Annotated in this window: 10 protein-coding genes; 9 read left to right on the top strand and 1 reads right to left on the bottom strand. The window is 53.5% G+C overall.

The window, feature by feature from the left end:
- Window positions 1-21 precede the first annotated feature (21 nt).
- The 5 genes from AAC086_RS08545 (at window position 22) to AAC086_RS08565 (ending at window position 7326) form a co-directional block, all read left to right on the top strand.
- The gene (locus AAC086_RS08545; protein ID WP_339777677.1) at window positions 22-3225 is read left to right on the top strand and encodes an ABC transporter transmembrane domain-containing protein; all 3204 of its coding nucleotides are present in this window, start codon (window positions 22-24) and stop codon (window positions 3223-3225) included.
- A complete protein-coding gene (locus AAC086_RS08550; RefSeq protein WP_339777679.1) occupies window positions 3225-3473 on the top strand; it encodes a hypothetical protein in 249 nt (82 codons plus the stop codon). The genes AAC086_RS08545 and AAC086_RS08550 overlap by 1 nt, the downstream gene beginning before the upstream one ends.
- Window positions 3474-3705: 232 nt before the next feature.
- Window positions 3706-5187, top strand: a complete 1482-nt coding sequence (locus AAC086_RS08555; RefSeq protein ID WP_339777682.1) for an NAD-dependent succinate-semialdehyde dehydrogenase — start codon at window positions 3706-3708, stop codon at window positions 5185-5187.
- A gap of 41 nt (window positions 5188-5228) precedes the next feature.
- The gene (locus tag AAC086_RS08560) at window positions 5229-6626 is read left to right on the top strand and encodes an aspartate aminotransferase family protein (protein ID WP_339777684.1); all 1398 of its coding nucleotides are present in this window, start codon (window positions 5229-5231) and stop codon (window positions 6624-6626) included.
- Window positions 6627-6948: 322 nt separating this feature from the next.
- The gene (locus tag AAC086_RS08565; protein ID WP_339777687.1) at window positions 6949-7326 is read left to right on the top strand and encodes a hypothetical protein; all 378 of its coding nucleotides are present in this window, start codon (window positions 6949-6951) and stop codon (window positions 7324-7326) included.
- Between the two features lie 178 nt (window positions 7327-7504).
- Here AAC086_RS08565 and dctP read toward each other — a convergent pair whose 3' ends face one another.
- Window positions 7505-8548 carry a TRAP transporter substrate-binding protein DctP gene (dctP, locus tag AAC086_RS08570; RefSeq protein WP_339777690.1) on the bottom strand — a complete coding sequence of 348 codons (1044 nt, stop codon included), beginning with the start codon at window positions 8546-8548 and terminating at the stop codon, window positions 7505-7507.
- A gap of 219 nt (window positions 8549-8767) precedes the next feature.
- On the opposite strand from dctP, the gene AAC086_RS08575 reads away from it, so the two are divergent.
- The 4 genes from AAC086_RS08575 (at window position 8768) to AAC086_RS08590 (ending at window position 13084) form a co-directional block, all read left to right on the top strand.
- Window positions 8768-10165, top strand: a complete 1398-nt coding sequence (locus AAC086_RS08575) for a PLP-dependent aminotransferase family protein (RefSeq protein ID WP_339777692.1) — start codon at window positions 8768-8770, stop codon at window positions 10163-10165.
- Between the two features lie 153 nt (window positions 10166-10318).
- On the top strand, window positions 10319-10903 hold the full coding sequence (locus AAC086_RS08580) for a TRAP transporter small permease (protein WP_339777695.1): 585 nt from the start codon (window positions 10319-10321) through the stop codon (window positions 10901-10903).
- A gap of 15 nt (window positions 10904-10918) precedes the next feature.
- Entirely contained in the window at window positions 10919-12202 is a 1284-nt protein-coding gene (locus tag AAC086_RS08585) for a TRAP transporter large permease (protein WP_339777698.1), read from the top strand.
- A 99-nt stretch (window positions 12203-12301) separates the two neighbouring features.
- Window positions 12302-13084 carry an Asp/Glu racemase gene (locus AAC086_RS08590; RefSeq protein WP_339777701.1) on the top strand — a complete coding sequence of 261 codons (783 nt, stop codon included), beginning with the start codon at window positions 12302-12304 and terminating at the stop codon, window positions 13082-13084.
- Window positions 13085-13086: the final 2 nt, after the last annotated feature.

Consider the following 13086-nt stretch of genomic DNA (forward strand, 5'->3'; position numbering starts at 1 on the left):
GTAATATAACGGGAAACGTGCATGCCGAATTCGGTATTTGCCTATATCTGGCGCCACAGCCGCTTTCAACAGATCGTGCTTTTGATCGTGACGGTGCTGTCTTTTCCGTTTTTGTATTATTCGCTCGACCTGCCCAAAATGATCGTCAACCAGGCCATCGGCGGGGCAGGCGAACCATTTGGCATTTTTGGCATTGACCTTAACCAGGTCGAATATCTGTTTGCGCTATCGGGCATCTTTCTCGCTCTGGTGTTCGTAAATGGCGGGTTCAAGTATTTTATCAACGTTTATACCGGCGTTATGGCCGAACGGCTTTTACGCCGGATGCGTTATATTTTATTTGAACGTGTCCTGCGCTTTCCCTTGCCCCATTTTCGCAAAACCAGCCAGGGTGAAATCGTTTCCATGATTACCGCCGAAGCCGAGCCTCTGGGCGGCTTTTTTGGCGAGGCCTTTTCCCTGCCGGTTTATCAGGGGGGCATTCTGGTCACGATTTCGGCCTTTATTTTCATTCAGGACCCGCTGATGGGGCTGGCTGCAGTGTCCTTTTACCCGCTGCAAGGCTACGTGATCCCCAAATTGCAGCGCCGGGTGAACAAGCTGGGCAAGGACCGGGTGCAAAATATCCGGCGCATGTCTGAACATATTGGCGAAACCGTGAGCGGTGCCACAGACATTCGCGCCCACAATACCCAAGGCTACGAACTCATGCGCTATACCCAGCGCATGGGGCGAATTTTTGAAATTCGCAAGGAAATCTATTTCCGCAAATTCTTTATCAAATTCCTCAACAACTTCATCGCCCAGATCACACCGTTTTTCTTTTATTCGATTGGCGGTTATCTGGTTATTGCGGGCGACCTGTCTTTCGGGGCACTGGTGGCGGCCCTTGCTGCCTACAAGGATATGTCGGCACCATGGAAAGAACTTCTGGCCTATTATCAGCGACTGGCCGATGCCCGCATTAAATACGACCAGCTATACGAACAGTTTGAACTGCCCGATCTGGATCAGGAACACGAACTGGTTGCACCGCTTGCCGGGCATTTGCAAAGCCCGATGGATGTCTATGCCCTGTCATGGACAGATGATGACGGCACCCGCGTTGTTGAAAATGTATCTTTCAACCTGGCCCTGCCCGGCTCGGCCCTTTTGACCGGATCTGCCGACAGTGGCAAATCGCATCTTGCCCGCATGCTGGTGCGCCTTCTCACACCCAGCGGCGGTCGTATTCAGTTTGCCGATACCAATGCAACACAGCTTCCCGCATCGTATCTGGGGCAAAGAACCGGCTATGTCGGCCCGGATTCCTACTTGTTCCACGGCACCATCGCAGACAATTTGCTGTATGGCCTTAAACATCGCCCCCTGGTCGAACGCCAGCCGGGCACAGACAAAGATGCAACCCTGAACAGTTCCGATGTCGGAACCCTTCTGCCACCGGCCCTGGTCGAACAGGTTGAACTGGCATCGCCCACCGACCTTCCCGACCATTTAACCGCCGAAATGTTTGATGAAATCAAACTGTCGGGCAATATCCCCTATGATCCAAGCGGGCAATGGATTGACTATATCGGCCCGGGCTATGAATCGCTTGAACAACTTAACAGCGAATTGCTGACCCTGTTGTCGGTTGTTCATCTTGACCGCGATATTTACCGCATCGGCCTGCTTCGCCGCATTGACCCGCATTTACGCCCCAACCTTTCCCAGGCTGTGCTGGCCGCACGTCCGCGGCTAAAAGAACTGCTGGCCGAACGCGGCTTGGCCGACCTGGTCGAACCGTTTGACATTGAACGTTATAACGATAACGCCACCGTCGGGATCAACCTGGTTTTCGGGGTGTCGGTAAACCCGAATTACGACCGGCGGAACTTTCTGAACCATCCGTATTTTCAAAGCGTGTTGCGCGACAATGGCCTGTATGAACCCATGATCAATATGGGCCGAAACATGCTTGATCTGATGATCGAACTGTTTACCGGCCTGCCCCCCGGGCACGAATTTTTCGATCGCTACAGCTTTGTCTCGGCCGACGAACTTACCGATGTCAAACACATGCTGAAACGCATTGATGGTGTCGATATCGACGATATCCGCGAAGACGACAGGTTGCGCCTGCTTGAAGTCGCCATGAACCTGACCCCGGCCCGTCACCGCTTGCGTGTCATGGATGATAATTTCCGCGACCTTATTTTAAAGGCGCGGCCTAAATTTCACGAAAACATTCCCGAGGATATGGCCAGCGAGATCGACTTCTTTGATGCCGAAAACTATACCGCCGCGGCCTCCATTCTTGATAACCTGCTGTTTGGCCGGTTTGCCTATGGTCGTGCACATTCAGAAGAACGCGTTGGCGAAGTTCTGTTTGAAATTGCCCGCGATGGCGGCCTGTATGAAGCCCTGATCGCGCTCGGCCTTGAATCCGATGTCGGGGTGGGGGGCAGCCGCGTATCGCAAAGCCTGCGTCAGAAAATAACACTGGTGCGCGCCCTGATCAAAAACCCCGACATTCTGGTTGTCGACGAGGCCCTGTCCGCTCTTGATAACGAAACCCGGGATCAGCTTGTCGACTATCTGACCAAAAGTGCCAATGAGCGGAGCGTGATCTGGGTTGATGGTGCCGATATGCCGGGCGACCGTTTTTCAACCTGCCTGCATATGGCAAATGGTAAACTGACAAGGCGCGACAAACCCGATGGCAGCACCCCTGACGCCCTTACAGATGCAACGGCCATTAGCGCCGAAACCGACACCATCCCGGCAGAAGACGGCAGCATCGAGGAAGAAGTCCGGTTGCTGCGGACCATCCCGCTGTTTTCAGCACTCGACCCCAATGTCATCAAACTGCTGGCATTTACCAGCCCGCGTCTTACCTATAAGCGGGGCGAAGTTATCGTCAAACAGGGGGAACCGGGCGATGCGGCCTTTATCGTCATTTCCGGGCGCGGCGAAATCTGGCTTACCACCGACGAAGCCAAGACCCTTAAATTACGCGATGTCGAACCCAAGGAAGTAATTGGCGAAATTGCCCTTCTGGTAGATCAGCCACGATCTGCGACCATCCGTGTTGTCGAAGACATGACGGTTCTAAAACTCGACAAGGCCGAATTCCTTGGGCTTGTGCGCCAGGACCAGGCCGTTTCTGTTCAGCTGTTGCGCGTTCTTGCCGAACGGCTGGACCTGACCACCAAACAGCTTACCAGCCGAGACCAGCGGAACTGATGAATAAAATTGCTGCCATTCTGATTGCCGCCGTGTTCGCCATGACCCTGATACTGGGGCTTGTCGCGATCATCGGCGGCGGTCTTGCCGGTGGGTTAATGGTTGTTATCGGCATTCCCTTTGCCTTCCCCACCACAACAACCCTGCTTTTGCTGGTTTTTATGGTGCTGCTCATTCGCACCCTGATCGAAAAGCAGCGCAAACGCCGCGAAATGAAATCCTGGCTGGATGACGACGACAGCCAATAACCCGAAAAAATCAGCATGTTCAAAGTGATAAACCCTGCTGGTTCTCAGAATTTTCACAAAGCCGTCATTGCTGGCAGAAAAAACATCGCTTAAACGCCCCTTCCCGCCAAAAAAACCACACCAAATCGCCTTACCTTCGGTGACCTCCTCTGCGCCAATATTGTTACGCTGCGTTTAGTTCAACAGGCAGACCCGGCGGCACAGTGCCGGGCCCGTTTAAAAGGAGGCTCCGATGACGGCACAATTGAAAGAACAGCGTTGTGTGTCGTTAAGCAATCTGACCGATTTGCGCTTGTTGCGCGAACACGCCTATATCGACGGGCGCTGGAGTTCGGCAGATAACCGTCAGGTCATCGAGGTGACCAACCCGTTTGACGGAAGCTTTCTTGGCACTGTTCCCAATATGGGTGTCGCCGAAACAAGGCGCGCGGTTGACGCCGCCCACGCAGCCTTTCCCGCATGGGCCGCTTTGCTGCCCCAGGACCGCGCGCAGCGCCTGCGGCGCTGGTTTGAATTGCTGATCGAAAACAAGGAAGACCTTGCCCTGCTAATGACGCTGGAACAGGGCAAACCGATCCATGAATCACGCGGTGAAATTGACTATGCCGCCAGCTTTATCGAATTTTACGCCGAAGAAGCCAAGCGGGTAAATGTTGAAAGCATTTCATCACACCTGCCCAATCGCGCCATGAGCATCCGCCGCGAACCGGTGGGTGTTACCGCCGCAGTCACCCCGTGGAACTTCCCCTGCGCCATGATCACGCGCAAGGCCGCCGCCGCCCTGGCTGCGGGCTGCACCATGATTGTACGCCCGGCCACCGAAACCCCGTTTTCTGCCACCGCATTGGCCGAACTGGCCGAACGGGCCGGTATCCCCGCAGGTGTCTTTAACGTGATCACTGGCGACCCGAGCCCGGTGGTGGGCGAACTGTGTGGCAACCCGGTTGTACGGGCATTGTCCTTTACCGGCTCCACCCAGATCGGGCGGTTGTTGCTGGCACAAGGCGCGCAAACCATTAAAAAAATGTCGATGGAACTAGGCGGGCACGCCCCGTTCATTCTGTTTCCCGACATTGATATGGACCAGGCCATTACCCATGCCATTGGGGCCAAATTTGCCACCAGCGGCCAGGATTGCCTTGCGGCCAACCGCATTTTTGTTCATCGCGATATTTATGACCAGTTTATCGCCCGTTTTGCCGATGCCATTAAAAAACTGCGCGTTGGCAACGGGATGGATGAAGATTGCGATATTGGCCCGCTAATGCATGATCGTGCGGTTGCCAAATGCGCCGAACATGTTGAAGATGCCCGCGCCAAAGGGGCCCGGGTTGTGGTTGGTGGTAAACAGCTGGGCGGTCTTTTTTATGCCCCCACCCTGCTGGCCGATGTCACCGATGACATGCAGATCTATCACGAGGAAACCTTTGGCCCTGTGGCCCCGGTTATCCCCTTTGACAGTGAAGACGAAGTGATCAAAAAGGCCAATGATAGCGAATATGGCCTCGCCGCCTATCTTTATACCAATGACCAGTCGCGTGCCAACCGGGTCGCCAATGCGCTTGAATACGGCATGGTTGCGCTCAACTGTGTAAAAATAACCGGTGCGCCGATCCCGTTTGGCGGGGTCAAACAATCGGGCCTGGGCCGCGAAGGGTCGCGCCACGGCATGGAAGAATTCACCGAGCTTAAATATGTCTGCGCAGCATTTTAAAGGCTGGCAGTTCGCCCCACTATCTCGAACGGGAGAAGATAATGAATGTGATTAAAAACAACACCGCCGAACTGCAAAAAATGGACCGGGCACATTTCATGCATCCGTCAACCAACATGCGCCAGCATGCAGACGGCGAAACACCAAACCGCATCATCAATGGCGGCAAGGGCATTTATATTCACGACACCGAAGGCAAAGAAACACTTGATGCCTTTGCCGGTCTGTACTGTGTCAATGTCGGCTATGGCCGCACCGAAATTGCCGATGCCATTTATGCCCAGGCCAAAGAACTGGCCTATTACCACACCTATGTCGGCCATGGTAACGAGCCGATCATTCGCCTGTCCGAACGCATTGTCAAAAGTGCACCCGAAGGCATGCAGCGGGTTTATTATGGCATGTCCGGGTCTGACGCCAACGAAACCAACATCAAACTGATCTGGTACTACAACAACATTCTGGGTCGCCCGGAAAAGAAAAAAATCATCTCGCGCTGGCGCGGCTACCATGGTTCGGGCATCATGACCGGCAGCCTGACCGGCCTTGCCACCTTCCACAATGCATTTGATTTGCCCAAATCCCCTGTTTTGCACACCACCTGCCCGCATTTCTACTGGAATGCCGAAGCCGGTGAAACCGAAGAACAGTTCGCCAAACGCTGTGCGGATGATCTGGAAAAAATGATCCTGCGCGAAGGCCCCGAAACCGTGGCTGCCTTTATCGGCGAACCGGTTATGGGTACGGGCGGCATCATCACCCCGCCCAAAGGGTACTGGGAAGCCATTCAGGCTGTCTTGAACAAATATGATATTCTTCTGGTCGCCGACGAAGTGGTCACTGCGTTCGGTCGTACCGGCAGCTATTTTGGTTCACACCATTATGGCATCAAACCCGACCTGATCACGATTGCCAAAGGTGTCACATCTGGTTACCTGCCGCTATCGGGCGTTATTGTCGGCGAACGGGTCTGGAATGTTCTTGAACAGGGTTCAGACAAAATGGGTCCGTTGGGCCATGGCTGGACCTATTCCGCCCATCCGGTTTGTGCGGCCGCCGCCAATGCCAACCTTGATATTGTTGACGGCGAAAACCTGACCGGTAATTCCGCAGAAACCGGTGGGTATTTCCAGAACCTGCTGCGTCAAACCTTTGCCGATCATCCGCTGGTCGGTGAAGCCCGCGGTGTGGGTCTGATGGCCGCCCTGGAATTCGTTGCCGACAAGGACAAAAAGGAACGCTTCGATGCGAACCTGAAAGTTGGTGCCAAGGTATCGGCAGCGTGCCTGGAACGCGGTATGATTGCCCGTGCCATGCCACACGGCGATATTCTGGGCTTTGCCCCGCCGCTCTGCATCACCAAGGCTGAAATCGACAAAGTTGTTGATATTGCCAAACAGGCGGTCGATGCCGTTACTGACGAACTTGCCGCCAAATAGACCAGATCACAAACGAACTGTTTTTTGAAAAACAGCTCTCTGCCTTTTGGGGCCGAACCGTATGTTCGGCCCCTCTTTTTTGCCTGCACATTTTCTTTTCAGTATGCCAGCCACCAAGAAAAATATACCAACGGAGATCTTACCTATACCAAAGAAAACAAAGACAAATACAGGTGACTGAGAAGTTAAAGCATTGAAATGGCAACTGGACTATTTTTGGTTTGTACAAATCACAAATATTTATTAGCTATACTTGTAAAACAAAAAATATACTTCGGATGGGATATAACCTAACCAATTCGCTGATATAACTGGAACCGAGATGAGCAACTTACCACGCATATGCTGGACTGTGTCCGCCTGCCTGGCCTTCGTCGAAGCAATCTGGGGGCTTCAAATGGTTGTTTTTGAAGGGGCTGAATTTTTCCCGGCACAGAGCTATTCCAACCTGATTGGCTGGATCAGTCTGGCGCTTTATGGAACATACTATCGCATAGGCCGCCGCCATTTCGATTATGTCGACAAAATCCAGGTTTTTCTGGCTGTTATCGGCACAGTGCTGCTTGCGGCCGGGGCGACAATTATTAATGTGGGCGGGCCGCATATGCCGATGAATATCGGTGCGCTGATCATGTTAATGTCGATGGGCCTGTTTGCCTATATCACGCTGGCGAAACCTCTGCGGTTACTTGCAGTCTAATCACCGATTTCCGTGGTGGTTTCCGGTTACCGGGAACTGGCGATCAGACGTTGTAAAACCGACAAAAAACCCCCGAAGGTTAACGTTCAACTTTCGGGGGTCAGTTCAGTTTTGGCTGCGGGGGTTTTGTCAAAGAAGAACTGCCCGGAAAGGCAAATCCCGACAGATGGCAGATGACTTACATCTTGCCCATTTCTTTTTCTTTCTCGGCGATTTCAGCCCGCAGATCGGTAAGAACCTTCTGGGAATCACCACCAACTTCTTTCACCATCGTTTCGCCAACATCCTTGGATGCTTCTGCAAATTTGGCACGTTGGTCGGCATCAAGTTTGATGACCTTGATGCTCGGCTTGGCTTCCTTGATTTTGGCAAGTGCCTTGTCGTTCAGCTCTGCCTGGGCCTTGAAGATATAATCATCAAGTTCCGCCTTAACATCTGTCAACAGATCTTTGCGGTCATCCGACAGGCCTTTATAGAAGGCGTCGTTGGTTACCACGGTCGTGGTATATTGCTGCTGACCGGCATAAATCAGATAGTCGGTAACTTCGTAAAACTTGGCACTTTCGATGAAGAAAATCGGGTTTACCTGCGCATCAATCACGCTGGTCTGCAGCCCGGAATACACTTCACCCCACGGCAATGCCACCGGATCAGCACCAAATGACTTATAGCTGTCAATCAGGATCGGTGATGTCATCACACGGAATTTAACGCCGTTAAAGTCCTTCGGTGTTTCGACCTTTTTCTTGGTGGTCCAGACCATTTCCCCTTCGGGATACATGGTATAAAGTTTCAGGCCTTTGCTTTCAAAATCCTTGGAAAGGCCCTGATAGATCGTCGGGCTTTTCGACAGGATTTCCTTGTTCACGTCGTTATTTTGCGACAGCAAATAAGGAACGCCAAAGACCTGAATCTCGGGAACGAACGTGCCAAGGTGGCCCGGTGATGCATTCGAAAACTGAATGGCCCCTGATGCCGTCAGTTCGGTGATGTCGTTTTCTGTTCCAAGCTGGCCATAGGTGTAAATGGTGACATCAACGTCACCGCCACTTTTTTCCTCGACCAGTTCCTTGAATTTCTGAGCGTATAAATCCTGGACATCCCCCGTGCTTTCTTCAATCGCGAATTTCCATTCTTCCGCGTGCACGGTCATTGCCGTACCTGCAACCGCAAAAACAGCTGCGGCAGACAGGGTCGCCTTGAAGAGCTTTGTCAAACTCATTACAGAAGTCTCCCTTGTTTTGCCGCTACAACCCTGCGTTCTCACAAGATCGGCGGCGGTTAGATTGATATGTCGTATGTTTGAACGTTCGAAGTTTTGAAATGTTCCTGCATCAGGTCAATGAATGTTTTGTATCATTACAAAAATACAAAGCCCCCTACCCAAAATACCCTTCGCCATGTTAGGGTATCTGTAAAACGGATGGGTGGAACGAGTACAATGTGGCTACCGACGACAGACCTGAGTGGTGATACAGGCCCGAAATACAAGGCCCTGGTCGAGGCGATCATCACGGATATCGAGTCTGGGCGCCTGCGCCATGATGTCCGTATGCCGACCCATCGTGATCTGGCATATCACTTGAAAGTCAGCGTTCAGACCGTCAGCGCCGCTTACAAGGAAGTCGAACGACAGGGCTATTTACGATCAGAACGGCGGCGGGGCACCTTCGTTCAGGCCCGCCTGACTGACCGGGCATCATCCTTTATTCTGGACAATCGCCAACCCGACCTGATCGACCTTTCCATCGTACGCGCCGCCTATACCGACTTTCACAACGACCTGTCGCGCCAGATGCACCGCCGCCTGGCCGAGGATATTCATCACCCGTGGATGGAAAGCTGCCGCCCGGTGGCCGGGTTTGATTATCACCGCGAAGTTGGCGTTAAATGGCTGGCGGGCATGGGGCTTTCCGCCGAACCAGGCCAGACAATTATTACCAATGGTGCGGCCCAGGGCATTTTTATTGCCCTGGCATCCATTGTGCAGCCTGACGACGTGGTTCTGACCGAAAGCCTGACAGATCACGGGGTTATTGGCACCGCCAGCGTCCTGCGGTTCAAGCTGGGGGCGCTTCCGACCGACAACGAAGGCATCCTGCCCGAAGCGTTTGAGCGCGAATGCCAGCAACGCGCCATTCGTGCCCTGGTTGTCACGCCGATTTATACCAACCCGACCAATTGCCTGATGGGGCTGGAGCGGCGCAAGCGTATTGCCGAAATTGCCAGCCAGCACGGTGTTTACGTGATCGAGGATGACGTTTACCGCCCGCTTCTTGAACAAAACCTGCCACCGATCACCAGCTTTTTACCCCAGCTTGGCTTTCATGTTTCCAGTCTGACCAAAATTGTGATGCCGGGGCTTCGCACCGGCTATCTGGTTGTGCCCCAACACCTTTCGATTCGCGCCAGCAGCGTGCTGCGCGTCACCGGCTGGATGGGCACCCCCCTGATTGCCGAGATGGGCGCGCGCTGGATCGAGGAAGGCGTGGTGGCCCAGGCGGTAACCGTTCAACGCGCCCTCATGCGTGAACGCCAAAGCCTGGTTGCCGACATTCTGGGGGATGCGGTTGTTCGCCACCACCCGACATCCTTGTCGGCCTGGGTGCGTATCCCCGAACATTGGCAAGAGGAATGGTTTGCCTCGGAATTGCGAAAAAACGGCGTGGCTGTCACCATTTCCGACCCGTTCATGACCGTCAAGGTCAAACGCCCGAATGCCATACGTGTTTGCATTGGCGGGGCCATAGACACCCCAAGCCTGCATCGGGGTCTTATCCAGATCCGCCAGACCATGGATCAGATGCCCGGTGTACATGCATTCGACGTCATGTACTGATTTTGTCATGACACAAAAATTTCATTGAACCGTTCAATATAGCGTTTCTATTCTGACCTTCTGGCGCGAAGCGGACTGAAATTCGTGGGAGGGAACCGTTCGTATAATCACGCGTTCCAAATAAATGTCCCGCACGCGCATCAAGGAGGTCGTATGTCTGGATCGAACGGAGAGGCGCCGATAAAATCTCACACGGCGCTATATGCTCTTAGAAAAGTTGATGACTGGCTATCTGTCATTGAACGACAGTTGCTTGGCTGGAGCATCATCATCATGGCGGTCAACACGGTCGCCAACGTCATTGCCCGAATGGGTTTTAGTTCCAGCCTGTTTTTTTCCGAGGAACTTAATACGTTCCTGATCATTCTGGTGACCTTTGTCGGCATCTCGGAAGCGGCACGAATGGGGCGTCATATTCGCATGTCAGCCTTTTCCGACATGCTGGGACCGCGTGCCAGCAAGGTCCTTATGATCATTGTTAGCCTGGGGACAGCGACCTTGCTGTTTATCCTGGCCTATTATTCGCTTGATTACATTGGCGGACTGATCAAAACCAACCGCCTGACCCCGTCCTTGCGCATTCCCATGTACTTCACTGTTCTGGTTATTCCTTTCGGTCTGACCGTGACCGGCATCCAGTTCGTGCTTGCCGCCCTGACCAATATTTTAAAGCCAGGCGTGCATTTGTCTTACCGGGTTGCGGACACGTATGACGACAACGTTGATACGCATTTGTAAGGGGACGGGAAAATAATGGATTTAGGTACAACAATTGTCGTCGTCATGCTGGGCCTTTTGCTGCTCGGCTTTCCCATGATGGTTCCCCTTGCATCGGCCAGCGTCATCGCCTTCGCATTTTTCATGCCCATCCCGCATCAGATCATTATTCAGCAAATGGTCAGTGGTATCAGCCCGGTTGCCTTAATCGCGGTGCCGATGTTCATTTTTGCCGCCGATATCGTCACCAAAGGCCACACAGCCAGCCGCCTGATTGACCTTGCCATGACCTTTGTCGGACATATGCGCGGTGGCCTTGCGGTGACCACTGCACTTGGCTGCACCTTGTTTGGGGCGGTTTCGGGCTCTACCCAGGCCACCGTGGTTGCCATGGGCGGGCCGTTACGGCCCAAAATGCTGGAAGCTGGCTATAAAGACAGTTTCACAATGGCCCTGATCATTAATGCCAGTGACATCGCCCTTCTGATCCCGCCTTCGATTGGTATGATCGTATTTGGTGTGGTGGGCAAGGTTTCCATTGGCGAATTGTTCATTGCCGGTATTGGCCCGGGCATTTTGATATTGCTGTTATTTTCGGCCTATTCTGTCTGGTACGCCAAGGTCAACGACATCCCCACCATTCCACGCCGCACATGGCTGGAACGGGGCAAGGCCGTGATCAATGCCGGCCCGGCCATCATGTTCCCGGTTCTGATTGTCGGCGGCATTTATCTGGGCTGGGTCAGCCCGACCGAGGTTGCCGCTGTTTCCGTGGTTTACGCCATCATCCTCGAAGTTCTGATCTTCCGCTCGGTCAAATGGCATGAATTATTGCATATTGCCCGGTCCACCGGCCTGATCACGGCGGTGGTTTTCATTCTGGTGGGGGCGGGTACGACGTTTTCCTTCGTCATTTCCTTTGCCCAGATTCCGCAGGCCGTGATTGGCGCACTCGCCCTTGATACCGCAGGTCCCTACACCATTCTGTTTGCCATCTCGATTGCATTTTTCATCGGCTGCATGTTTGTCGACCCGATTGTTGTTATTCTGGTTCTAACACCAATCTTTATGCCGCTGGTCAACAATGCCGGGATCGACCCCATTCTGGTGGGGACACTGGTGACATTGCAGGTCGCGATTGGCTCGGCAACGCCGCCCTTTGGCTGCGATATTTTTACAGCCATTGCCATATTCAGGCGACCTTATGCCGAAGTCATCAAAGGAACGCCGCCCTTTATCTGCATGTTGTTGCTGGTGGCGGTCTTGCTGATTTTCTTCCCGCAAATTGCAACTTTCCTGCCCGAAACCGCCTTTCACTAGGCAATCGGCCCGCCCCGGCGGTTAAAACCGGGACGGGCCAGATACCTTGAAACCCGGCTTTGAACACATCGTTATCGTTTTTGACGGAGCACACCCCCGATGTCAGCCATTTCCGACATCACACCAAAGCTGGTTGATCTGCGCTACAAACCCGACCCGGTTGCACCTGCAGGCCGGATCGGGCTTATTACACTGGCAACCGATTTTAACAGCGAAGACGACCTGCGTCGTATTCTGCCCGCTGATGTCGGCCTGTTTACCACCCGTATTGCCAATGCCAACCCGATCACGGTCGACAGCCTGCGCGCCATGGCCGATGATTTGCCGCGTGCAGCCCGCACCATCCTGCCCGGTTTTGGCGTCGATGTGGCCATTTTTGGCTGCACATCGGGCACAGCGGTGAATGGATCTGACCGTATTAGCGCCTTGATCCGCGAAGGTCTGCCCGGTTGCAAGGTCACCAATCCGCTTTTGGCATCGCAACATGCCCTGCGGGCGGTTGGGGCAAAAAAAATTGCCATCGCGGCCCCCTACACCATGGATGTCACCGCGACCGTGGCCCAAGGCATTGCACAGCAAGGGTTTGAGATAACCCGCATTTTGGCATTTGGCCTTGAAAACGACCCCGATATGACCGCTATTCCGCCCGATGCCTTGCTGGCAGCGGCTTTGCAGGCTAACTCTGATGATGCAGATGCTGTTTTTATTTCCTGCACCGCTGTGCGCGCTGCGGAAATTGTACAGCGCGCCGAACAGCTTTTGGGCAAACCGGTGATTACCAGCAATCAGGCCCTGATCTGGCACGCCCTGCATCTGATGAACTACACAAAACCGGTCACAGGCTTTGGCAGCCTGTTTGGCCAAACACCCCTCACCGCCTGATG

It is taken from the genome of uncultured Thalassospira sp. (assembly GCF_963976115.1).
GTDB lineage: Bacteria > Pseudomonadota > Alphaproteobacteria > Rhodospirillales > Thalassospiraceae > Thalassospira.

Bases quoted from the DNA above. Each gene is read 5' to 3' on its own strand.
- AAC086_RS08545 (WP_339777677.1), top strand. From the start codon at position 22: ATGCCGAATTCGGTATTTGCCTATATCTGGCGCCACAGCCGCTTTCAA.
- AAC086_RS08550 (WP_339777679.1), top strand. From the start codon at position 3,225: ATGAATAAAATTGCTGCCATTCTGATTGCCGCCGTGTTCGCCATGACC.
- AAC086_RS08555 (WP_339777682.1), top strand. From the start codon at position 3,706: ATGACGGCACAATTGAAAGAACAGCGTTGTGTGTCGTTAAGCAATCTG.
- AAC086_RS08560 (WP_339777684.1), top strand. From the start codon at position 5,229: ATGAATGTGATTAAAAACAACACCGCCGAACTGCAAAAAATGGACCGG.
- AAC086_RS08565 (WP_339777687.1), top strand. From the start codon at position 6,949: ATGAGCAACTTACCACGCATATGCTGGACTGTGTCCGCCTGCCTGGCC.
- dctP (WP_339777690.1), bottom strand. From the start codon at position 8,548: ATGAGTTTGACAAAGCTCTTCAAGGCGACCCTGTCTGCCGCAGCTGTT.
- AAC086_RS08575 (WP_339777692.1), top strand. From the start codon at position 8,768: ATGTGGCTACCGACGACAGACCTGAGTGGTGATACAGGCCCGAAATAC.
- AAC086_RS08580 (WP_339777695.1), top strand. From the start codon at position 10,319: ATGTCTGGATCGAACGGAGAGGCGCCGATAAAATCTCACACGGCGCTA.
- AAC086_RS08585 (WP_339777698.1), top strand. From the start codon at position 10,919: ATGGATTTAGGTACAACAATTGTCGTCGTCATGCTGGGCCTTTTGCTG.
- AAC086_RS08590 (WP_339777701.1), top strand. From the start codon at position 12,302: ATGTCAGCCATTTCCGACATCACACCAAAGCTGGTTGATCTGCGCTAC.